The sequence below is a fragment of the Rhizobacter sp. AJA081-3 genome, assembly GCF_017795745.1.
Lineage (GTDB): Bacteria > Pseudomonadota > Gammaproteobacteria > Burkholderiales > Burkholderiaceae_C > Piscinibacter.
Genome location: NZ_CP059067.1, coordinates 5,382,549 through 5,402,301 on the forward strand (window position 1 = coordinate 5,382,549; position 19,753 = coordinate 5,402,301).

The window sequence follows — 19,753 nt, forward strand, 5'->3', positions numbered from 1 at the left end:
CGTCATTCCAATCCGGCCAGATCCAGTTCGGTGCCATAGACGGTCAGCGCGGCCGCCTTCAGCGCGCGCAGCATCACCTTGGCCGCGGGCGACAGCAGCCGGTCGGTGCGGGTGATCAGCCCGAAGGCGTCCATCTTGCAAGGCAGCGCGATCGGCAGGATGGCCACCATGCCGTGCTGCGCGTAGTAACGCGCCACGTCGGTGGCGATCACCGCGAGCAGGTCGCTGCCCTGCAGCATCTTGGTGACGAACAGCAGCGCCGTCGTCTCGATCAGGTTGCTGGGCGACTCCAGCCCTTCCTCCTGGAACATCAGCTCGAAGCGATGCCGCAGCACGCTGCCCGGCGGCGGCACGATCCAGCCGCTGCCGACCACGTCGCGCAAGCTCAGCCGCGTGTTGGCCAGCAGCGGGTGGCCCGGCCGCACGACCGCGCTGACCGGCTCCTCCACGATCGCCTCGTAGCGCAGCGCGCTCTTGTCGTGGCGCTCGAACAGCCGGCCCACCACCATGTCGAGCTTGCCCTGTGCGAGGCGCTCCATCAGCACGTCGCTGGTCTCGATGGCCAGCTGCACGCGCAGGCTCGGGTGCTGCTGCTTGACCTGCGCCACGGCGGTGGGCATCAGGTTCAACCCCGGCGCGGTGATCGAGCCGATGCTGACCTGGCCGAAGCGCCCCGACTTGAGCGCCTCGATCTCGTCGTGCGCCTGCGACAGGCTGGCCAGCGCCATGCGCGCGTGGCGGATCATCGTCTCGCCGTACCAGGTGGCGCGCATGCCGCGCGGCAGCCGGTCGAACAACGGCACGCCCAGCATGTCCTCCAGCTCCTTGAGCAGCTTGGAGGCGGCAGGCTGCGTCATGTTCAGCACCTGCGCGGCGCGGTGGATGTTGCCTTCCTCCTCCAGCGCCATCAGCAGCAGCAGCTGCCGCGTCTTCAGCCGCGCCCGGATGAACCAGTGCGTGTAGTTGCTCGACATCGGGCCTCGTCCGGTTCTGACATCCCGAATCGTATATGTCTGGGGGCCGAAAATCTATTGGATCGTTATCAGTCCGCTCCGTACGATCTGCCGCAGATCAATTCCGGGGCGCTGCGCGCGACCGCCGGACGACGGAGACACCATGCGATTCATCCAGTACCTCGACGACGACGGCAACCAGCGCGTGGGCTGCACCAGCACCGATGCCGGCCGCGTGCGGCGGCTGGACGGCGTGGCCAGCACCGTGGCGCTGGCCCAGGCGGCCTTTGCGCATGCGCTGCCCTTGGAGCAGATGGCCGAGTTGCGCCTGGGCGCGCTCGAGCCGGCGCCGCTGGCGCGCCTGCTCGACAGCCTGCGCGTGCTCACGCCGCTGATGCACGACGACCCGTCGCGCTGCCTGGTCACCGGCACCGGCCTCACCCACCTGGGCAGCGCGGCCACGCGCGACGCCATGCACCACAAGGTCCACGCGCAGGAGGAATCGGCGCTCACCGACTCGATGCGCATGTTCAAGTGGGGTCTGGAGGGCGGGCGCCCCGCCGCGGGCGCGGCCGGCGTGCAACCCGAGTGGTTCTACAAGGGCGACGGCAGCATCGTCGTCGCGCCCGGCGCAGCCTTGCCGTCGCCGAACTTCGCGCTCGACGGCGGCGAGGAGCCCGAGCTCGTCGGCCTGTACTGGATCGCGCCCGACGGCACGCCCTGCCGGCTCGGCTTCGCGGTGGGCAACGAGTTCTCCGACCACGTCACCGAGCGGCAGAACTACCTCTACCTCGCGCATTCGAAGCTGCGCGCCTGCGCCGTCGGGCCCGAGCTGCGCAGCGGCCCGCTGCCGGCCGACCTGCAGGGCACGAGCCGCATCCGCCGCGGCGAGCGCGTGGTGTGGGAGAAGCCCTTCGCCACCGGCGAGGCCAACATGTGCCACACGCTGCTCAACCTCGAGTACCACCACTTCAAGTACGCGCAGCACCGCCGCCCCGGCGACGTGCACCTGCATTTCTTCGGCACCGCCACGCTGAGCTTCGCGGATGGTTTCCACGTCGAGCCGGGCGACCTGTTCGAGATCGAGCAGCCCGCCTTCGGCGCCGCGCTGGTCAACCCGCTGACCGCCGACACCCGCGTCTTCGCGCCCGGCGCGGTGCATGCGCTCTGACGACACCATGGCCACGCACTTCAAGCACTACATCAACGGCCGCTGGGAGACCGGCGTCACGCTCGGCGTGAGCGAGAACCCCTCGGACCTGGCCGACGTGGTGGGCGAGTTCGCACGCGCCGATGCGGCGCAGGCCGAGTCGGCCATCCGCGCCGCCGCCGATGCGCGCGAGGCCTGGGCGCACAGCACGCCGCAGCGCCGCGCCGAGGTGCTCGACTTCATCGGCAGCGAGGTGCTCGCGCGCAAGGACGAACTCGGCGCGCTGCTCGCCCGCGAAGAGGGCAAGACGCTGCCCGAGGCGATCGGTGAAGCCGCGCGCGCCGGCCAGATCTTCAAGTTCTTCGCCGGCGAGGCGCTGCGCATCCCCGGCGAGAAGCTCGCTTCGGTGCGCCCGGGTGTGGAGGTCGAGGTCACGCGCGAGCCCGTCGGCGTGGTCGGGCTGATCGCGCCGTGGAACTTCCCGCTCGCCATCCCCGCCTGGAAGATCGCGCCGGCGCTCGCCTACGGCAATACGGTGGTGTTCAAGCCCGCCGAGCTGGTGCCGGGCTGCGCCTGGGCGCTGGCCGAGATCATCAGCCGCTCGGGCCTGCCTGCGGGCGCCTTCAACCTCGTGCTGGGCAGCGGGCGGCGTGTCGGCCAGACGATCGTCGAGAGCCCGCTGGTCGACGCGATCAGCTTCACCGGCTCGGTGCCGGTGGGCGAGGCGCTGCTGGCCACCGCCACCGCGCGACGCGCCCGTGTGCAGCTCGAGATGGGCGGCAAGAACCCGCTGGTGGTGCTGGCCGATGCGGCGCTCGAGCGCGCTGTCGAGCATGCGATCCAGGGTGCCTTCTATTCCACCGGCCAGCGCTGCACGGCGTCGAGCCGGATCATCGTCGAGGCGCCGGTGTTCGATCGTTTCGCGTCACTGATGCGCCAGCGCACCGCGGCGCTGGTGGTCGGCCACGCGCTGGAACGTGGCACGCAGATCGGCCCGGTGGTCAGCGCCGATCAGCTCGCGCAGGATCTGTCGTACGTCGACATCGGCCGCAGCGAAGGCGCCGAATGGCTGTGCGGCGGCGAGGCGCTGGAGCGCCCGACGCGCGGCCACTACATGAGCCCGGCGCTGTTCATCGCGCAGCCGCGCCACCGCATCGCGCGCGAGGAGATCTTCGGGCCCGTGGCCTGCCTGATCCGCGCCGACGACTACGAGCACGCGCTGGCCCTGGCCAACGACACGCCCTTCGGCCTGTGCGCCGGCATCTGCACCGATTCGCTGGCGCGCGCCACGCACTTCAAGCGCCATGCGCAGGCTGGCATGGTGATGGTCAACCTGCCCACCGCCGGCGTCGACCCGCACGTGCCCTTCGGCGGGCGCAAGGCCTCGAGCCACGGGCCGCGCGAGCAGGGCCGTCATGCCGTCGAGTTCTACACGACGGTGAAGACGGCCTACGTGCAGGCGGCGTGATCGCTGCAAAGGCCACGTCATCTCTGACAACGATTTCTAACGCAGCGACCGGCCGATCGACGGCCCGCCGGCGCCAGCACCAAGACCACGCCGTCCAGACCCAGGAGACAACATGACGACATCCAGACGACAAGTGATCGCAGCCCTCGGCGCCGTGCCGGTGGTGGCCGCCTGGCCGGGCCTGGCCCGCGCGCAGGGCAAGATCGTGCTCGGCTTCTCGCAGATCGGCGCCGAGTCGGAATGGCGCACTGCCAACAGCGAGTCGATCAAGTCCGCCGCCAAGGAGGCCGGCATCGAGCTGAAGTTCTCCGACGCGCAGCAGAAGCAGGAGAACCAGATCAAGGCGATCCGCTCCTTCATCGCGCAGAAGGTCGACGTGATCGCCTTCTCGCCGGTGGTCGAGTCGGGCTGGGGCACGGTGCTGCGCGAAGCCAAGGCCGCGAAGATCCCGGTGATCCTGTCCGACCGCGCCGTCAACGAGAAGGACGACAGCCTGTGGGTCAGCTTCATGGGCTCGGACTTCGTCGAGGAAGGCCGCAAGGCCGGCCGCTGGCTGCTGGAGAACATGAAGGGCAAGGCCGGCGACGTGAACATCGTCGAGCTGCAGGGCACGGTGGGCTCGGCGCCGGCGATCGACCGCAAGAAGGGCTTCGAGGAGATCATCAAGGCCGACCCGCGCTTCAAGATCATCCGCTCGCAGACCGGCGACTTCACGCGCGCCAAGGGCAAGGAGGTGATGGAAGCCTTCCTGAAGGCCGAGGGCAAGAAGATCAACGTGCTCTACGCGCACAACGACGACATGGCGATCGGCGCGATCCAGGCCATCGAGGAAGCCGGCATGAAGCCCGCGAAGGACATCACCATCATCTCGATCGACGCCGTGAAGGGCGCCTTCGAGGCGATGATGGCCGGCAAGCTCAACGTCAGCGTCGAGTGCAGCCCGCTGCTCGGGCCGCAGCTGATGCAGGCGGTGAAGGACCTGAAGGCCGGCAAGACGCTGCCGCGGCGCATCGTCACCGAAGAAGGTATCTTCCCGATGGAAGTGGCCGCCAAGGAATTCCCGAAACGCAAGTACTGAGATCGCGAGCAACCCGCTCCGGAACCCCGGCGGGATGCGCTGTCTCCTTTCCGGCCAGGGATTGGCCTGTGCGCACGAGCGGCGCGCACGGGCCCTTTTTTCATGATGAGCACCGCCACCGAACCCGTCCTCGATCTGATCGGCATCGGCAAGACCTTCGTCGGCGTCACGGCGCTGCAGGACGCGCGGCTGCGCCTGTGGCCGGGCGAGGTGCATGCGCTGATGGGCCAGAACGGCGCGGGCAAGTCGACGCTGATCAAGGTGCTGACGGGTGTGCACCCGGCTGACAGCGGCACCATGCGCCTGGCCGGCCGCGAGATCCGGCCCGAGTCGCCGCAGGCCGCGCAGGCGCTGGGCATCGCCACCGTCTACCAGGAGGTCAACCTCTGCCCCAACCTCTCGGTGGCAGAGAACATCCTCGCCGGCCGCATGCCGCGCCGCTGGGGCTGGATCGACTGGGGCGCGGTGCGCCGCATGGCGCTGGCCAGCCTCGAGCCGCTGCAGATCGAAGTCGACCCGGACCGCACGCTCGGCGAGTACCCAGTGGCCGTGCAGCAGATGGTGGCGATCGCACGCGCTGTGAGCCAGGACGCGCGGCTGCTCATCCTCGACGAGCCGACCTCCAGCCTCGACGAAGCCGAGACCGAGCGCCTCTTCGCGGTGATGCGCCGGCTGAAGGCGCGGGGCGTGGCGATCCTGTTCGTCACCCACTTCCTCGAGCAGGCCTATGCGATGTCCGACCGCATCACGGTGATGCGCAACGGCCGCGTGGTCGGCGAGCACGCCAGCGCCGAGTTGTCGCGGCTGCAACTGGTCAGCCTGATGGTCGGGCGCACGATGGCGGCGGCGGACCTGGCCGGTGCACGGGCGCCGAAGGCGCAGCCGCGCGCGCTGATGCAGGCGAACGGCCTGGGCCGGCGCGGCAGCCTGCAGCCGCTGGACCTGACGATCAACAGCGGCGAGGTGCTCGGCCTGGCCGGGCTGCTAGGTTCCGGCCGCACCGAGGCGGCGCGGCTGCTGTTCGGCGCCGACCGCGCCGACAGCGGCGAGATCCGCATCGACGACGCGCCGCTGCGCCTGCGTTCGCCGCGCGACGCGCTGAACGCCGGCATCGCCTTCTGCCCGGAGGAGCGCAAGACCGAGGGCATCGTCGCCGAGCTGAGCGTGCGCGAGAACATCGTGCTGGCGCTGCAGGCGCGCCGCGGCGTGTTCCGCCACCTCGGCGCGCGCGAGCAGCGCGAGCTGGCCGAGCGCTACATCGCCGCGCTGGGCATCAAGACGGCCGACGCCGAGACGCCGATCGGCCAGCTCTCCGGCGGCAACCAGCAGAAGGCCATCATCGCGCGCTGGCTGGCCACGCAGCCGCGCCTGCTGATCCTCGACGAGCCCACGCGCGGCATCGACGTGGCGGCCAAGCAGGAGATCATGGAGCGCGTGCTCGCGCTGTGCGGCGAGGGCCTGGCGATCGTGTTCATCTCCGCGGAGCTGGAAGAAGTGCTGCACACCAGCCACCGCATCGTCGTGCTGCGCGACCGCCGCAAGGTGGCCGAACTGCCGGCCGAGACGCTCGACGAAGCAGGCCTGCTGCGCATCATCGCCGGGCACGACGCCGCCGAGGAGCAGCCTGCATGAGGCTGACCCGAAGCCCCCAGTTCTGGCCGGCGCTCGTACTCGTGCTGCTGTTGGCCGCCAACGGCGTGCTCAACCCGCAGTTCTTCGCGCTCTCCTGGCGCGACGGGCACCTGTACGGCGCGCTCATCGACATCCTCAACCGCGCCGCGCCGCTGATGACTGTGGCGCTGGGCATGACGGTGGTGATCGCCACGCGCGGCATCGACATCTCGGTGGGCGCGGTGGTGGCCATCGCGGCGGCGGTGGCGGCCTCGCTGATCGGCGGCAAGCTGGTCATCGTCGACGGCCAGCAAGTCCATGCACCGAGCGTTGCGATGCCTTTGGCGCTGCTCGCCGCGCTGGCCGCCGCGGCGCTGTGCGGCCTGTTCAATGGCGTGCTGGTGGCCAGCGTGGGCATCCAGCCGATCATCGCCACGCTGATCCTGATGGTGGCCGGGCGTGGCATCGCGCAGCTCATCACTGGCGGGCAGATCATCACCATCTACCACCCGCCCTACTTCTTCATCGGTGCGGGCCACCTGCTCGGCCTCCCCTTCGCGCTGTGGCTGGTGGCCGCGTTGCTCGCGCTGATGGCCTGGCTGAAACACCGCACGGCGCTGGGCCTGTTCATCCAGGCCAGTGGCGGCAACCCGGCGGCGGCACGGCTGTCGGGCATCAACGCGCGCGGTTTGCTGATCGCCGTGTACGCCTTCTGCGGCCTGACCGCCGGCATCGCGGGGTTGATGATCAGCTCGAACGTGAAGAGCGCCGACGGCAACAACGCCGGGCAGCTGCTCGAGCTGGACGCGATCCTCGCCGTCACCCTGGGCGGCACCTCGCTGCTGGGCGGGCGCTTCAGCTTGCGCGGCAGCGTGCTGGGCGCGCTGATCATCCAGACGCTCACCACCAGCATCTACTCGCTGGGCGTGCCGCCCGAGGTCAATCTGGTCGTCAAGGCGGTGGTGGTGTTCGCCGTGTGCCTGGTGCAATCGCTCGAGCTGCGCAGCTGGCTGACGAAGCGGCGGGTGGCCGCATGAAGTTCGTGCCGAGGCTGAACGCGCAGACGCTGCCGAGCTGGGTGGCGGTGCTGCTCTTCGCGGCCATGTTCGCCGCCGGTTCGTTCGCCTACCGCGGCTTCTTCTCCGGCCAGGTGCTGCTCAACCTGCTGATCGACAACGCCTTCCTGCTGGTGGTGGCGATCGGCATGACCTTCGTGATCCTGTCCGGCGGCATCGACCTGTCGGTAGGCTCGGTGGTGGCGCTGACGACCATGGTGCTGGCCTGGGGCGTGGAGCGCGCGCAGTGGCCACCGGCACTGATGATCGCCATCGTGCTGATCGGCGGCACGCTCTTCGGCGCAGCGATGGGCTTCGTGATCCAGACCTTCCAGATCCCGGCCTTCATCGTCACGCTGGCCGGCATGTTCCTCGCACGAGGCCTGTGCTACCTGATCAGCATCGACTCGATCGCGATCAGCGAGCCGACGCTCACCGCCTGGTCGCAGGCGCGAGTGCCGCTGGGCGGGCTCGGCGAAGTCTCGCCCGGCGTGGTGGTGGCCGCGGGGGTGCTGGCCGCAGCGGTGTGGCTGGCTCACGGCACGCCCTTCGGCCGCGCGGTCTATGCCGTCGGCGGCAACGAGCGCTCGGCGCTGCTGATGGGCCTGCCGGTGGCGCGCACACGCATCGCCGTGTATGCGCTCAGCGGCGGCTGCTCGGCGCTCGGCGGCGTGCTGTTCGCGATCTACACGCTGTCGGGTTACGGATTGCACGCGCAGGGACTCGAGCTCGATGCCATCGCCGCCACGGTGATCGGCGGCGCGTTGCTGACCGGCGGGGTCGGCTACGTGATGGGCACGCTCACCGGCGTGCTGATGCTCGGCGTGATCCAGACGCTGATCAGCTTCGACGGCACGCTCAGCTCCTGGTGGACGCGCATCGTGATCGGTGCGCTGCTCGGCGTGTTCTGCGTGCTGCAGCGGGGCATGGAACTGGCGCACCGGGGGCGGAGCGGCCAGTCACCAGGCTAGTGGCAGGCTCGCGCAGTCAGGCCGGTGGGGTCGCCGCGGCTTTCGGGTCGTCTGTGTTCACCAGGGAGCCGGCCGCGGCGCCGCCCAGCGCGCCTGCGACGGCACCGACCGTGCCACCGACCACCGCACCCACCGGGCCCGCGACCACGCTGCCGATGGCGGCACCCGTGGCCACGCCCACCATGACGCCACCGCCGGTCAGCACCGAGTTGGCTTCACGCTCGGCCTCTCCGGGTTCCAGGGGCAACTGTGCCTTGGGGTCCGGGTCCTGGGACGGAACGCCATGGCCGGGGCGGGCCTGCTCAGCGAGGTCTCCGTCGGTGGGCGTGGACTTCGGAAGGGGGTTGATGGCTGCGTTCATGTGCTCTCCTGGGGAATGGATGGTGGTGCGAGCAGGCGGCTCGGCTTGTTCACGCTGTGGCGATCGCGCCGGGTGAGGCGGCCCTTCATGACGGGTTCAGCGCGGCCGTGACCGCCGCGTCCAGCGCCTCGAGTCCGGACGAGACGTCCACGCTGCGGCCGTTCAGGAAGAACGCCGGCGTGGCCCGCAGGCCGCTGTGTTCGCCGGCGCGGCGATGTTCCTGCACGCGTTGCGTGTAGATGCGATCGGCCATCTCGGCGTTGAAGCGGTTCATGTCGAGCCCGAGGCTTTGTGCATAGCCCGCCAGGGCCGCAGGCGCAAGGTGATGGGCCGGGCCAACAGGAGCCGGTGCATCGGCCAGAACCGGCCCTGCGCCGCCGCCGCTTCGGCGGCTTCCGCGGCGAGCTCGGCGTGCGGATGCTCTTCCATCATCGGGAAGTGCCGGAACACGAGGCACAGACGGCCCGTGTGCGCGCCCATCAGATGCTGGATCCGCGGTTCGGCCCGCATGCAGGCCGGGGATTCGTAGTCGCCGTATTCGAGCAGCGTGAGCTTCGCGTGCACGTCGCCCAGCACGTGGTCGGCCGCCGCGAGGGCGGCTTCGCGGCCTGCGCCATCCCCGGGGCCGATCTGACCCGCCCCCGCCTGGCCCGGTCCGGCCCGATGCACGCTGGCAGTCTTCTCGTTCATGGTGGCGCCTTTCCGTGGGTGTTGCGCAGCCCGTCGGGGCTGTCGGGCCACGACCGTCGCCTTCGATATCTCACGCTGAAGCCCATGGTCGCTGCCCAGAACCACCGGGTCTGTTCTTCAACGCACAGACGCGGCGGGCGGCGGAACTTGTCCGCTGCGGGCCTGGGTCGCGGTGGTTCCTGTCCGGCCAGGGTCAGTGCTCGAGGCCATGTGCGTTGAGAGACAGACGGCGGTCACCAGCCGGCCTACAAGTGGAGCTCCGTACCACAGCGAAAGCCACAGGCATGAACAAGCCCGCAGCCACCCCCGTGCCCGCCCCGAAGACCCTGGCGGAACAGAAGGCCGACTTCACTGCCGAGGGCTCGCCGCCACCCGGCAAGGTCGCGACGTCCACGCCGGACACGGCGGCCGAGCCGGGCAAGGCCACGCCGCCCCGGAAGCCGGTCCGCGCAACGCTCACGCTGAAACGGCCGGCCGCGCGAACCAGTCCGTAGACTGCCCCTGCGTGTACGTTGCTGCACAGAAGCATCGCCGCGGCTCGCCTAGATTGGCGACGCGAACTCGCTTCATCCGCAGGCGAGTGCACAACCATCGAGGTGCCTGCCATGAAGCTCTGCCCGATTGCCATCGCCATCACCTGCCGAAGATGCCCGATCGTGAAGGTCTGCCCCGTGAAGACGGTGATCGGCGACTACGTCGAGCCCAGCCGGGCGAAACCTGCTGCCGGCAAGGTGAAGAAGCGCTAGCGAGTCCGGCCACGGCCATTCGCGTCACGCCTTCGCCGCAGGCGGAGTCCGGTCGCACGGCGCTGCCTCGGGCGCCGGATAATCGAGGCCGTTGAACTTCACGGCGGGCACATCATGCGTTTGCAGGGCAAGGCGGCCATCGTCACCGGCGGGGGCTCGGGCTTCGGCGAGGGCATCGTGAGGAAGTTCGTCGCCGAGGGCGCCAAGGTGCTCATCGCCGACCGCGACGAAGCGGCCGCCAAGCGCGTCGCGCAGGCCACCGGCGCGCAGTGGCTACGGGTGGACGTGAGCCGCGCCGCCGACGTCAAGGCCATGGCCGACGCGGCCTTCGCGCATTTCGGCGCGCTCGACGTCCTGGTCAACAACGCCGGCATCGGTCACCTGCCCCAGCCGCTGGAAGGCCTGCCGGAAGACGACTTCGACCGCATCGTCGCGGTCAACATGAAGGCGATCTACCTGGCCGCCGTGGAGATCGTGCCGCGCATGAAGGCGGCCGGCCGAGGCGTCATCCTGAACATGGCCAGCACCGCCGGCGTGAGCCCGCGGCCGCGGCTGACCTGGTACAACGCCAGCAAGGGCTGGGTGATCACCGCCACGCGCTCGATGGCCGCCGAGCTCGCGCCCTTCGGCATCCGCGTCGTCGCACTCAACCCGGTGGCCGGCGAGACGCCGCTGCTGGCCACCTTCATGGGCGAGGACACGCCGGCGATGCGTGCGAAGTTCCTAGCCACCATCCCGATCGGGCGCTTCTCGACGCCCGAAGACCTCGGCAACGCAGCCTGCTTCCTGTGCAGCGACGAGGCGTCGATGATCACCGGCGTGGCGATGGAGGTCGATGGCGGACGCTGCATCTGAGCACGCGGCGCCGCTTCAATCGCGGTGCTGCGTGTAGCGCTCGATCACCCAGCGGTGCTGCACGAAGAGCACCGGCTGGTCGCAGGCAGCGTAGCGGTTGCAGTAACGGCCCCAATGGCCCTTCTGCGTCGGCGGCACGTAGAGGTAGACCGGCGCCTGGGGGGTCGAGCCGGCCGAGGCATCGATCACCAGCGGCTGCGCGTAGACCACCGGCGGCGGCGAGTCGCCGATGTCGATTCGGCCATAGTCACCGGGCTGTCGCACGGCAATGGCCTGTGCGCCGTCGCAGGCCTGGGCGCTGACGGAGGCCGCCGCCAGGGCGGCGAGTGTGAAGGAGGCGAGGCGCTGGCGCATGACGAGGCCTCTGCGGTCGTCGCCCGGGCCGGATCGCACCGTGGCGAGGCGCAGGCTGCGCCGACTGCACTGTGCCCCTTGCCCGCGCCGGCTTCTGTGCGCTGGCGTACACGCGTCAGTGCAAAGCCGACAGGAACTGCTGCAGCTCCGGCGTCTGCGGCGCGCCGAACAGCTGCGCCGGCGGCCCCATCTCGTGGATGCGCCCGGCATGCATGAAGACCACGCGGTCGCTGACCTTGCGCGCGAAGTTCATCTCGTGCGTGACCATCAGCAGCGTCATGCCTTCTTCGGCCAGTCCCTCGACGACGCGCAGCACCTCGCCGACGAGCTCGGGGTCGAGCGCCGAGGTGATCTCGTCGCACAGCATCACGCTGGGGGCCATCGCCAGCGCGCGGGCGATGGCCACGCGCTGCTGCTGGCCGCCGGAGAGCTGGTCGGGCCAGGCGTCGAACTTCTCCGCCAGGCCGACACGCGCGAGCAGGCTGCGGGCGCGCTGCCCGGCCTCGTCGGCCGACACGCTCTTCACCAGCGTCGGCGCCAGCATGACGTTGCGGCCGACGGTGAGGTGCGGGAACAGGTTGAAGCTCTGGAAGATCATGCCCACGTGCTGGCGCAGCGCGCGCATCGCCTTCGCATCGCCGTGCTTCAGCGGCCGGCCGTCGACCTCGAGCGCGCCTTCCTGGAATTCCTCCAGCCCGTTGATGCAGCGCAGCAGCGTGCTCTTGCCCGAGCCGCTCTTGCCGATGATGGCGATCACCTCGCCGCGCTGCACGGCGAGGTCGATGCCCTTGAGCACCTCGTTCTCGCCGAAGCGCTTGCGCAGCGCGCTGACCTTGACGATGGGTTGTTCAGGTTCAGCGCTCACGCTTGAAGCTCCTCTCGAGTCGCCGGCTCCAGGCCGAGATCGGCCAGCACAGCAGGAAGTACATCAGCGCCACGCAGGCGTAGACGGTGAAGGGCTTGAAGGTGGCGTTGGTAATCATCGTGCCGGCCTTGGTCAGCTCGATGAAGCCGATCACCGAGGCCAGCGCCGTGCCCTTGATCACCTGCACGAGAAAGCCCACCGTCGGCGGCAGCGCGATGCGCAGCGCCTGCGGGCCGATGACATGGCGCATGGTCTCGGAAAAGCTCATCGCCAGGCTGGCCGCCGCCTCCCATTGGCCCTTGGGCACGGCATTCACGCAGCCGCGCCAGATCTCGGTGAGGAAGGCGCTGGTGTACAGCGTCAGTGCCAGCGCCGCGGCCAGCCAGGCCGGCACGTTGATGCCGAACAGCGCGAGGCCGAAGTAGGCGAGGAACAGCTGCATCAGCAGCGGCGTGCCCTGGAACAGCTGCACGTACGCCGACACGCCCGTTTGCGCGCCGCGCAGCTTCGCCAGCCGCACGAGCAGCAGGCCCAGCGCCACCAGCCCGCCGCCGACGAAGGCGACCAGCGACAGCAGCACCGTCCAGCGCGCCGCCATCAGCAGGTTGCGGAAGATGTCCCAGAGGCTGAAGTCGACCATGGTCCGAAGTCCAGAGGCCTTCAGCGGCCCTGCGGCACGCGGCCGAAGATCCACTTCGGGCCCAGCCAGTTCAGCGTCTGGCGCAGCAGGATCGACAGCGCGAGGTAGATCGCGGTGGCGACGATGAAGGACTCGAAGGCGCGGAAGTTGCGGCTCTGGATCAGGTTGGCGAAGTAGCTCAGCTCCTGCGCGGCGATCTGCCCGCACACCGCCGAGCCGAGCATGACGATGACGATCTGGCTGGTCATCGCCGGCCACACGCGTGCCAGCGCCGGCGGCAGCACCACCCGCAGGAAGACCTGCGCCTCGGTCATCGCCAGGCTGCGCGCCGCCTCGATCTGGCCGCGCGGCGTGCCCTCGATGCCGGCGCGCGCGATCTCGGCGGCGTAGGCGCCCAGGTTGACCACCATGGCGATCACCGAGGCGATCTCCGGATTCAGCTTGACGCCCAGGCTGGGCAGCCCGAAGAAGATGAAGAACAGCTGCACGATGAAGGGCGTGTTGCGGATCAGCTCGACGTAGACGCCGACCACCGCACGCAGCCACGCCGGCCCCCAGGCGCGCGCCCAGCCGCAGGCCACGCCCAGGCCCACGCCCAGCACGGCGGACACCGCCGTCAGCCCGAGCGTGAAGGCCGCGCCGCGCAGCAGCTGCGGCCACTCGGCGAGCACCGCGCCGAAGTCGAGGCTGACCACGATCGGATCGAGCTCAGTTGGGCAGTTCGCCGGCCGGCCGGCCCAGCCACATCACGGCCATCTTGTCGATCTCGCCGCTGGCCTTGGCTGCCGCGATGATCTCGTTGACCTTGACGCGCAGCTTGTCCTCGCCCTTGGCCACGCCGATGAAATTGGGCGAGTCCTTCAGCACGAACTTGAACTCGGTGCCGAGCTGCGGGTTGCGCGCCATCATGTTGCCGGCCACCGAGGCACCGGTGGCGATGGCCTGCACCTGGCCGGAGACGAAGGCCGACACGGTGGCGTTGTTGTCCTCGAAGCGCTTCACGTCGGCGCTGGCCGGGGCGATCTTCGTCAGCTCCATGTCTTCGATGGCGCCGCGCGTCACGCCCACGCTCTTGCCGGCCAGGTCGGCCGCGCCCTTGATGGCCACGCCCTTGGCGGCGAACACCGCCTGGAAGAAGGGCGAGTAGGCCGCGCTGAAGTCGATCACCTTCTCGCGCTCCGGGTTCTTGCCCAGCGTGGAGATGACGAGATCGGCTTTCTTCGTCTGCAGGTAGGGGATGCGGTTGGCGCTGGTCACCGGCACCAGCTCGACCTTCACGCCGAGCTTGGCGGCGATCAGGTTGGCCATGTCGATGTCCAGGCCCTGCGGCTTCAGGTCGGTGCCGACGAAGCCGTAGGGCGGGAAGTCGGTCAGGATGGCGATGGTGATCAACTTCTTCGCCATCACCTCGTCGAGCGCGGCTTGCGCACGCGCCTCGCCGAAGGTGAGCAGGGAGGCGGCGCCGAGGGCGGCCAGGAGCGTGCGGCGGTACATGGTGGAGTCTCCGTTGTGGTGCGTGTCGATGCGGTCAGGGGCCCGACCTGCAAGCCGCGTGCCCGAGTCAGCCGCTGCCGATAGACTGGCGCCATGAACACCGCCGTCCCCGCCCTGAAGATCGACTTCGTCTCCGACATCGTCTGCCCCTGGTGCGCCATCGGCCTGAGTGCGCTGGAGATCGCGCTGTCGCGGCTGGAGGGTGAGGTCGCCGTGCAGTTGCACGTCCAGCCCTTCGAGTTGCACCCGGACATGGGGCCCGAGGGCGCGGAGGTCGTGCCCTACCTGTCGAAGAAGTACGGCATGAGCGCCGAGCAGGTGGCGCAGAACCAGCAGCACATCGCCGTGCGCGGCGCCGCGGTGGGCTTCGAGTTCCGCATGGATCGGCGCAGCCGCACCTACAACACCTTCGACGCCCACCGGCTGCTGCACTGGGCCGAGTTGGAGGGCGGGGCCTCGCAGCAGCGCGCGCTCAAGCATGCGCTGCTGCGCGCGCACTTCACCGACGGCGAGAACCCGGGCGCGCGCGAGGTGCTGCTGGCCTGCGCCGAACAGGCCGGGCTGGTCGCCGAACGTGCTGCCGAGGTGGTGGATTCCGACGAATACGCCGATGCGGTGCGCGAGCGAGAACGCCTCTACCTCGATGCCGGCATCCACTCGGTGCCGGCGGTGATCATCAACGACCGGCACCTGATCGCCGGCGGGCAACCGCCAGAGGTCTTCGAGCAGGCCCTGCGGCAGATCGCTGCCGAAACCTGATGCGCGTGCTCGTCGTCGAAGACGACCCGCTGCTCGGCGAGGCCCTGGCCGCCGGGCTGCGCCAGCGCCAGCACGTGGTCGACTGGTTCCGCGACGGCACGCGGGCCCACGCGGCGCTCACCGACGTGCCCTACGACGCGGTGGTGCTCGACCTCGGCCTGCCCGGCGGCGACGGCATGCGCTGGCTGCGCCAGTGGCGCGGCGAGGGCCGCACGATGCCGGTGCTGATCCTCACCGCGCGCGACGGCGTGCAGGACCGCATCGCCGGTCTCGATGCCGGCGCCGACGACTACCTGGTCAAGCCGATCACGCTGGACGAACTGGCCGCGCGATTGCGCGCGCTGGCGCGGCGCAGCAGCGGCCGCGCCGAGAGCGTGTGGCGGCACGGCGCGCTGGCCTACGACCCGGCGGGCCGCAGCGTGCAGTGGAACGGCACGCCGGTGGACCTGACCGCGCGCGAGCTGGCGCTGCTCGAGGCGCTGATGGCGCACCCGAACCGCATCCTCTCCAAGGCACAGCTGCAGGAGAAGCTCTACGACTGGGGCGAATCGCTGGAGAGCAACACGCTCGAGGTGCATGTACACCACCTGCGCCGCAAGCTCGCGCGCGACGTCATCCGCACGGTGCGCGGCGTGGGCTACGCGCTCGGGCCGGCCGAGGGCGCGGAGGACACCCAGTGAGCCTTCAACGCAGGCTGCTGGTGTTCTTGCTGATCGCCGCGCCGCTGGTGTGGCTGGTCGCGCTGGTGGTCTCGCTGCGGCTGGCTCGGCACGAGGTCGACGAGCTCTACGACACCGAGCTGATTCGGCTGGCGCGGCAGGCCTCGCTGATCGTCACCCCCACCACGGCCACCGGGCCGGCGGCCACCGAAGGCGACCGCGGCGAAGCCGACATGCGCGAGCTGGCCATCGCCGCCTGGGCTCGCGATGGCCACCTGCTGTGGTCCGACCGCGAAGGCGTGCGCCTGCCCTACCGGCCCGAGTCGAACGGCTTCGTCGACACGCGCGTCGACGGCGCCGCCTGGCGCATCTACTACCTGCACCCGGCGGGGGGCGACTGGCTGGTCGCCGCCGGGCAGAAGGCGCACGAGCGCGACGAGCTCACGCGCAACATCACGCTCGGCCAGGTGCTGCCCTGGGTGCTGATGCTGCCGGTGCTGCTGCTGGCGATGACCTGGGCGGTCAAGCGCGCCGTCGCGCCGCTGCACGCGCTCAGCGGCGAACTGCGCTCTCGCGGCGCCGACGACCTGAAGCCGCTCGGCGAAGCCGCCACCGCCGCCGAGCTGCGCCCGCTGGTGCACGCGATGAACGGGCTGTTCGCGCGCATCGAGGCCACGCTGGCCCGCGAGCGCCGCTTCACCGCCGATGCTGCGCACGAACTGCGCACCCCGCTGGCGGCGCTGCGCGCCCAGTGGGACGTGCTGCGCGGCGCCACGCCTGGCCCGGCGCGCAGCGAGGCCGAATCGCGGCTCGGGCAAGGGCTGGAGAGGCTGGACCGGCTGGTCACGCAGATGCTCATGCTGTCGCGCCTGGAGGCCGGCGGCGAGCTGCCTTCGCGGCAGCCGGTGGACTGGCCGCGCATCGTCGAGCAGGCGATGAGCGACTGCCTGCCGCTGGCCGAGCGCCGGCGCATCGAGCTGTCGTGCGACTGGCCGCAGCCCGAGGGCCGCGCGCCGTTGCCGCTGCAGGGCGACGAGGCCCTGCTCACGGTGTTGCTGCGCAACCTGCTCGACAACGCGGTGCGTTATGCGCCGGCCGGCACGGCGGTGCAGTTGCGCTTCGGCGAATCGTTTCTCGAGGTCGAGAACGATGCCGAGCCGATCGGCGCGGACCAGCTCGCGCGCCTGGGAGAACGTTTCCACCGCCCCGACGGGCACGACGAGATGGGCAGCGGCCTGGGGCTGTCGATCGTGCAGCGCATCGCGGCGCTGCACGGCCTGGACGTCGCGATCGAGCCGCGCGAGGGCGGCCGCGGTCTGCGCGTGCGAGTCGGCGCCGGCGAGGGCCGCTCAGCCTAAGGCGTCGTCCAGCACTTCGACCCAGTGGCGCACCGGCGTGCTCGTGCCGTTGCCCAGATGCTGGATGCAGCCGATGTTGGCCGACACGATCACCTCGGCCGCCAGCGGCGCCAGGTGGCCGAGCTTGCGATCGCGCAACTGGTTCGAGAGCTCGGGCTGCAGCACCGAGTAGGTGCCGGCGGAGCCGCAGCACAGGTGCGACTCGACCGCCGCGAGCTTCACGTCGAAGCCGAGCTCGCCCAGGTGCGTCTCGACGCCGCCGCGCAGCTGCTGGCCGTGCTGCAGCGTGCAGGGCGGGTGGAAGGCGAGCTTGCGCGCGCCCTGGCGGCGCAGCTTCGGCTTCAGGCGCGGCACCAGGTCGGGCAGCAGCTCGCTGAGGTCCTTGGTGAGCGCGGTGATGCGCCGGGCGCGCTCGGCATAGGCCGGGTCGTGCGCCAGCGCGTGGCCGTAGTCCTTCACGGTGGCGCCGCAGGCCGAGGCGTTCATGACGATCGCCTCGACCTTGCCGGCCGAGACCAGCGGCCACCACGCATCGACGTTGCGCCGCATGTCGGCCAGGCCGCCTTCGGAGTCGCTCAGGTGCGTGCGCAGCGCGCCGCAGCAGCCCGCGCCGTCGGCCACCAGCGTCTGGATGCCGGCGGCGTCGAGCACGCGCGCGGTGGCGCTGTTGATGTTGGGCATCATCGCCGGCTGCACGCAGCCCATCAGCATCAGCACCTTGCGCTCGTGCTCGCGGGTGGGCCAGCGGTGCGCGTTCGCGGGCGCGCGCCCCGGCACCTTGGCCTGCAGCGTGGCGGGCAGCAGCGGGCGCACCCATTGCCCCATCTTCATCGCCGGGCCGAACAGCGGCGAGGTCAGGCCCTCCTTGAGCAGCCAGCGCACGGCCTTCTCGCCGGCGGGCCGCTCGACGCGCTCGTCCACCAGCTTGCGGCCGATGTCGACGAGGTGCCCGTACTGCACGCCCGAGGGGCAGGTGCTCTCGCAGTTGCGGCAGGTCAGGCAGCGGTCCAGGTGCTGCTGCGTGCTGCGCGTGACGGCCTTGCCCTCGAGCACCTGCTTGATCAGGTAGATGCGCCCGCGCGGGCCGTCGAGTTCGTCGCCGAGCAGCTGGTAGGTCGGGCAGGTGGCGGTGCAGAAGCCGCAGTGCACGCACTTGCGCAGGATGGCCTCGGCGGCATCGCCGTCGCGCGTGCCTTTGAACTCGGGGGCGAGCGTGGTCTGCATGAAAGGGTCCTGCGAAACGTGAAGGTCAGAACAGTCGGGCGATGAAGGGCATCAGCAGCGCGGCCAGCACCACCTGCACGCCCAGCGCCAGGCCGGCGTAGGCCCCGGCATCGGCGTGCACCTGCATCGCGCGGGCGGCGCCGATGCCGTGCGACGCCGTGCCCAGCGCGAAGCCGCGCACCTCGGGCTGGCTGATGCGCAGCGCGTCGAGCAGGTACTTGGCGCTGATCGCCCCCACCAGGCCGGTGACCACGGCGAAGGCCGCGGCCAGCGCCGGGATGCCGCCGAGCTGCTCGGCGATGCCCATGGCCACCGGCGCGGTGATCGACTTGGGCGCCAGCGAGCGCAGCACCGGCGCGGGCAGGCCGAGCGCCCAGCCCAGACCGACCGCCGAGCCGGCCGCCGCCGCACCCCCGGCCAGCGCGGCCGCCAGCACGGCCAAGGCGCGGGCACGCAGCTCGGCGCGGCGTTGCCACAGCGGCCAGGCCAACGCGACCACGGCGGGGCCGAGCAGGAAGTGGATGAACTGCGCGCCGGCGAAGTAGGTCGGGTAGGCGGTGCCACTGAGCGTCAGCAACACGGCCAGCGTGAGCACCGTCCACAGCACCGGGTTGGCCCAGGGCGCCTGGCCGACGCGTTCGTAGACGGTCTGCGCGAGCACGTACGTCACCAGCGTCGCGGTCAGCCCGAACAGCGGCGTGGCCGAGAGGTAGACCCAGAGTTCGACGAAGCTGTGCATGGCGGCGCGTTCGTTCAGCCGCGTGCGCGCAGCAGCGAGCGCAGCACCAGCGCCGTGACGGCCATGCCGATCCAGGTCGACAGCACGATGACCACCAGCATGCGTGCGCCGTACTGCGTGATCAGCCCGACATGCGTCATCACGCCCACGCCCACCGGCACGAACAGCAGCGAGAGGTGGCCGAGCAGCACGTCGGCTGCCGCGCCGACCGGGGCGCGTACGACGTTCCAGCGCAGTGCGACGAGCAGGATCAGCAGGCCCAGCACCGGGCCAGGCAACGGCAGGTGCAGCCATCGCGCCAGCACTTCGCCCGCGGATTGCGCGAGCAGCAGCCAGGCCAGGCCCTTCAGTGCGTCCATGGTGCGGCGGCGAGTGCCGTCACAGGCCGGGGTAGAGCCGGCCGGGGTTGAACACGCCGCTCGGGTCGAAGGACTTCTTCAGCTCGCGGTGGATGCGGTCCAGCGGCGCCTTCAGCGGCGCGAAGGCGCCGGCCGACTTGTCCTTGCCGCGGAACAGCGTGGCGTGGCCGCCGGCGCGCGCTGCCGCGTCGCGGATGATCGAAGCCGGCCCGGCGCTGCACAGCCAGCGCTGTGCGCCGCCCCATTCGACGAGTTGCTCGCCAGGCAGCGACATGGGTGCCGTGGTCGGCGGCACCGACAGGCGCCACAGCCGCGCACCGCCCTCCACCGCCGCGGCGGCCTTGCGAAGAACCCGCCATGCTGG

General features: G+C 70.5%; 24 protein-coding genes and 1 pseudogene. 12 read left to right on the plus strand and 13 right to left on the minus strand.

Translation table 11 applies throughout. The features are described 5' to 3' along the window. Nucleotides 1–2 precede the first annotated feature (2 nt). Nucleotides 3–974 carry a LysR family transcriptional regulator gene (locus HZ992_RS25490; protein ID WP_209384627.1) on the minus strand — a complete coding sequence of 324 codons (972 nt, stop codon included), beginning with the start codon at nt 972–974 and terminating at the stop codon, nt 3–5. A gap of 142 nt (nt 975–1,116) precedes the next feature. Between HZ992_RS25490 and araD1 the strand changes: the two genes are divergently transcribed. The 6 genes from araD1 (at nt 1,117) to yjfF (ending at nt 8,286) form a co-directional block, all read left to right on the plus strand. Next, the gene (gene araD1 / locus HZ992_RS25495; RefSeq protein WP_209384628.1) at nt 1,117–2,124 is read left to right on the plus strand and encodes an AraD1 family protein; all 1,008 of its coding nucleotides are present in this window, start codon (nt 1,117–1,119) and stop codon (nt 2,122–2,124) included. After that, nucleotides 2,114–3,571, plus strand: coding sequence for an aldehyde dehydrogenase family protein (locus tag HZ992_RS25500; RefSeq protein ID WP_209384629.1), 1,458 nt, complete (start codon nt 2,114–2,116; stop codon nt 3,569–3,571). The genes araD1 and HZ992_RS25500 overlap by 11 nt, the downstream gene beginning before the upstream one ends. A gap of 112 nt (nt 3,572–3,683) precedes the next feature. Further along, nucleotides 3,684–4,649, plus strand: coding sequence for an ABC transporter substrate-binding protein (locus HZ992_RS25505; protein WP_209384630.1), 966 nt, complete (start codon nt 3,684–3,686; stop codon nt 4,647–4,649). Nucleotides 4,650–4,754: 105 nt separating this feature from the next. After that, complete coding sequence (locus HZ992_RS25510) at nt 4,755–6,281, plus strand: sugar ABC transporter ATP-binding protein (protein ID WP_245213307.1); 1,527 nt, start codon at nt 4,755–4,757, stop codon at nt 6,279–6,281. Next, nucleotides 6,278–7,297, plus strand: a complete 1,020-nt coding sequence (locus HZ992_RS25515; protein ID WP_209384632.1) for an ABC transporter permease — start codon at nt 6,278–6,280, stop codon at nt 7,295–7,297. The genes HZ992_RS25510 and HZ992_RS25515 overlap by 4 nt, the downstream gene beginning before the upstream one ends. Further along, a complete protein-coding gene (gene yjfF / locus HZ992_RS25520) occupies nt 7,294–8,286 on the plus strand; it encodes a galactofuranose ABC transporter, permease protein YjfF (RefSeq protein ID WP_209384633.1) in 993 nt (330 codons plus the stop codon). Before HZ992_RS25515 ends, yjfF begins: the two co-directional genes overlap by 4 nt. A 16-nt stretch (nt 8,287–8,302) precedes the next feature. Here yjfF and HZ992_RS25525 read toward each other — a convergent pair whose 3' ends face one another. From HZ992_RS25525 to HZ992_RS25530, 3 genes are all read right to left on the minus strand, one after another. Continuing rightward, nucleotides 8,303–8,647: a hypothetical protein gene (locus HZ992_RS25525; RefSeq protein WP_209384634.1), complete on the minus strand. Its 345-nt coding sequence runs from the start codon at nt 8,645–8,647 to the stop codon at nt 8,303–8,305. An 85-nt stretch (nt 8,648–8,732) separates the two neighbouring features. Then, nucleotides 8,733–8,921, minus strand: coding sequence for a DsbA family protein (locus HZ992_RS25965; RefSeq protein WP_245213308.1), 189 nt, complete (start codon nt 8,919–8,921; stop codon nt 8,733–8,735). Then, on the minus strand, nt 8,918–9,337 hold the full coding sequence (locus HZ992_RS25530; protein WP_245213309.1) for a DsbA family protein: 420 nt from the start codon (nt 9,335–9,337) through the stop codon (nt 8,918–8,920). The genes HZ992_RS25965 and HZ992_RS25530 overlap by 4 nt, the downstream gene beginning before the upstream one ends. A 284-nt stretch (nt 9,338–9,621) precedes the next feature. Here HZ992_RS25530 and HZ992_RS25535 point away from each other — a divergent pair, with 284 nt between their 5' ends. The 3 genes from HZ992_RS25535 to HZ992_RS25545 all read left to right on the plus strand — a co-directional run bounded on the left by HZ992_RS25535 (nt 9,622) and on the right by HZ992_RS25545 (nt 10,938). Then, nucleotides 9,622–9,831, plus strand: coding sequence for a hypothetical protein (locus tag HZ992_RS25535; protein WP_209384635.1), 210 nt, complete (start codon nt 9,622–9,624; stop codon nt 9,829–9,831). Nucleotides 9,832–9,942: 111 nt separating this feature from the next. Then, nucleotides 9,943–10,083 carry a hypothetical protein gene (locus HZ992_RS25540; RefSeq protein ID WP_209384636.1) on the plus strand — a complete coding sequence of 47 codons (141 nt, stop codon included), beginning with the start codon at nt 9,943–9,945 and terminating at the stop codon, nt 10,081–10,083. A gap of 114 nt (nt 10,084–10,197) precedes the next feature. Continuing rightward, nucleotides 10,198–10,938 carry a glucose 1-dehydrogenase gene (locus tag HZ992_RS25545; protein WP_209384637.1) on the plus strand — a complete coding sequence of 247 codons (741 nt, stop codon included), beginning with the start codon at nt 10,198–10,200 and terminating at the stop codon, nt 10,936–10,938. Nucleotides 10,939–10,953: 15 nt separating this feature from the next. Here HZ992_RS25545 and HZ992_RS25550 read toward each other — a convergent pair whose 3' ends face one another. The 5 genes from HZ992_RS25550 to HZ992_RS25570 all read right to left on the minus strand — a co-directional run bounded on the left by HZ992_RS25550 (nt 10,954) and on the right by HZ992_RS25570 (nt 14,291). Next, the gene (locus tag HZ992_RS25550; RefSeq protein ID WP_209384638.1) at nt 10,954–11,292 is read right to left on the minus strand and encodes a hypothetical protein; all 339 of its coding nucleotides are present in this window, start codon (nt 11,290–11,292) and stop codon (nt 10,954–10,956) included. 115 nt (nt 11,293–11,407) lie between these two features. Continuing rightward, on the minus strand, nt 11,408–12,157 hold the full coding sequence (locus tag HZ992_RS25555) for an amino acid ABC transporter ATP-binding protein (protein WP_305848838.1): 750 nt from the start codon (nt 12,155–12,157) through the stop codon (nt 11,408–11,410). Next, complete coding sequence (locus HZ992_RS25560; protein ID WP_209384639.1) at nt 12,147–12,797, minus strand: amino acid ABC transporter permease; 651 nt, start codon at nt 12,795–12,797, stop codon at nt 12,147–12,149. Before HZ992_RS25560 ends, HZ992_RS25555 begins: the two co-directional genes overlap by 11 nt. Before the next feature lie 20 nt (nt 12,798–12,817). Continuing rightward, a complete protein-coding gene (locus HZ992_RS25565; protein ID WP_209387307.1) occupies nt 12,818–13,495 on the minus strand; it encodes an amino acid ABC transporter permease in 678 nt (225 codons plus the stop codon). Nucleotides 13,496–13,505: 10 nt separating this feature from the next. Continuing rightward, nucleotides 13,506–14,291 carry a transporter substrate-binding domain-containing protein gene (locus tag HZ992_RS25570; protein WP_209384640.1) on the minus strand — a complete coding sequence of 262 codons (786 nt, stop codon included), beginning with the start codon at nt 14,289–14,291 and terminating at the stop codon, nt 13,506–13,508. Between the two features lie 93 nt (nt 14,292–14,384). On the opposite strand from HZ992_RS25570, the gene HZ992_RS25575 reads away from it, so the two are divergent. From HZ992_RS25575 to HZ992_RS25585, 3 genes are read left to right on the plus strand one after another with little or no spacing between them, the layout of a single operon-like run. After that, entirely contained in the window at nt 14,385–15,050 is a 666-nt protein-coding gene (locus HZ992_RS25575; protein WP_209384641.1) for a DsbA family oxidoreductase, read from the plus strand. Further along, on the plus strand, nt 15,050–15,730 hold the full coding sequence (locus HZ992_RS25580) for a response regulator (protein ID WP_209384642.1): 681 nt from the start codon (nt 15,050–15,052) through the stop codon (nt 15,728–15,730). Before HZ992_RS25575 ends, HZ992_RS25580 begins: the two co-directional genes overlap by 1 nt. Then, a complete protein-coding gene (locus HZ992_RS25585) occupies nt 15,727–17,067 on the plus strand; it encodes an ATP-binding protein (RefSeq protein WP_209384643.1) in 1,341 nt (446 codons plus the stop codon). Before HZ992_RS25580 ends, HZ992_RS25585 begins: the two co-directional genes overlap by 4 nt. Here HZ992_RS25585 and glcF read toward each other — a convergent pair. From glcF to glcE, 4 genes and pseudogenes are all read right to left on the minus strand, one after another. Then, nucleotides 17,059–18,291: a glycolate oxidase subunit GlcF gene (gene glcF, locus HZ992_RS25590; protein ID WP_209384644.1), complete on the minus strand. Its 1,233-nt coding sequence runs from the start codon at nt 18,289–18,291 to the stop codon at nt 17,059–17,061. The two genes, HZ992_RS25585 and glcF, sit on opposite strands and share 9 nt — an antisense overlap. Before the next feature lie 25 nt (nt 18,292–18,316). Next, the gene (locus tag HZ992_RS25595; protein WP_209384645.1) at nt 18,317–19,030 is read right to left on the minus strand and encodes an LrgB family protein; all 714 of its coding nucleotides are present in this window, start codon (nt 19,028–19,030) and stop codon (nt 18,317–18,319) included. A 14-nt stretch (nt 19,031–19,044) separates the two neighbouring features. Next, nucleotides 19,045–19,389, minus strand: a complete 345-nt coding sequence (locus HZ992_RS25600) for a CidA/LrgA family protein (protein ID WP_209384646.1) — start codon at nt 19,387–19,389, stop codon at nt 19,045–19,047. 19 nt (nt 19,390–19,408) lie between these two features. Beyond that, nucleotides 19,409–19,753 (minus strand): annotated as a pseudogene (gene glcE / locus HZ992_RS25605) (glycolate oxidase subunit GlcE); the annotation flags it as partial.

Coding starts and splice junctions, on each gene's coding strand:
- HZ992_RS25490 (WP_209384627.1), bottom strand. CDS start 974: ATGTCGAGCAACTACACGCACTGGTTCATCCGGGCGCGGCTGAAGACG.
- araD1 (WP_209384628.1), top strand. CDS start 1,117: ATGCGATTCATCCAGTACCTCGACGACGACGGCAACCAGCGCGTGGGC.
- HZ992_RS25500 (WP_209384629.1), top strand. CDS start 2,114: ATGCGCTCTGACGACACCATGGCCACGCACTTCAAGCACTACATCAAC.
- HZ992_RS25505 (WP_209384630.1), top strand. CDS start 3,684: ATGACGACATCCAGACGACAAGTGATCGCAGCCCTCGGCGCCGTGCCG.
- HZ992_RS25510 (WP_245213307.1), top strand. CDS start 4,755: ATGAGCACCGCCACCGAACCCGTCCTCGATCTGATCGGCATCGGCAAG.
- HZ992_RS25515 (WP_209384632.1), top strand. CDS start 6,278: ATGAGGCTGACCCGAAGCCCCCAGTTCTGGCCGGCGCTCGTACTCGTG.
- yjfF (WP_209384633.1), top strand. CDS start 7,294: ATGAAGTTCGTGCCGAGGCTGAACGCGCAGACGCTGCCGAGCTGGGTG.
- HZ992_RS25525 (WP_209384634.1), bottom strand. CDS start 8,647: ATGAACGCAGCCATCAACCCCCTTCCGAAGTCCACGCCCACCGACGGA.
- HZ992_RS25965 (WP_245213308.1), bottom strand. CDS start 8,921: ATGAACCGCTTCAACGCCGAGATGGCCGATCGCATCTACACGCAACGC.
- HZ992_RS25530 (WP_245213309.1), bottom strand. CDS start 9,337: ATGAACGAGAAGACTGCCAGCGTGCATCGGGCCGGACCGGGCCAGGCG.
- HZ992_RS25535 (WP_209384635.1), top strand. CDS start 9,622: ATGAACAAGCCCGCAGCCACCCCCGTGCCCGCCCCGAAGACCCTGGCG.
- HZ992_RS25540 (WP_209384636.1), top strand. CDS start 9,943: ATGAAGCTCTGCCCGATTGCCATCGCCATCACCTGCCGAAGATGCCCG.
- HZ992_RS25545 (WP_209384637.1), top strand. CDS start 10,198: ATGCGTTTGCAGGGCAAGGCGGCCATCGTCACCGGCGGGGGCTCGGGC.
- HZ992_RS25550 (WP_209384638.1), bottom strand. CDS start 11,292: ATGCGCCAGCGCCTCGCCTCCTTCACACTCGCCGCCCTGGCGGCGGCC.
- HZ992_RS25560 (WP_209384639.1), bottom strand. CDS start 12,797: ATGGTCGACTTCAGCCTCTGGGACATCTTCCGCAACCTGCTGATGGCG.
- HZ992_RS25570 (WP_209384640.1), bottom strand. CDS start 14,291: ATGTACCGCCGCACGCTCCTGGCCGCCCTCGGCGCCGCCTCCCTGCTC.
- HZ992_RS25575 (WP_209384641.1), top strand. CDS start 14,385: ATGAACACCGCCGTCCCCGCCCTGAAGATCGACTTCGTCTCCGACATC.
- HZ992_RS25580 (WP_209384642.1), top strand. CDS start 15,050: ATGCGCGTGCTCGTCGTCGAAGACGACCCGCTGCTCGGCGAGGCCCTG.
- glcF (WP_209384644.1), bottom strand. CDS start 18,291: ATGCAGACCACGCTCGCCCCCGAGTTCAAAGGCACGCGCGACGGCGAT.
- HZ992_RS25595 (WP_209384645.1), bottom strand. CDS start 19,030: ATGCACAGCTTCGTCGAACTCTGGGTCTACCTCTCGGCCACGCCGCTG.
- HZ992_RS25600 (WP_209384646.1), bottom strand. CDS start 19,389: ATGGACGCACTGAAGGGCCTGGCCTGGCTGCTGCTCGCGCAATCCGCG.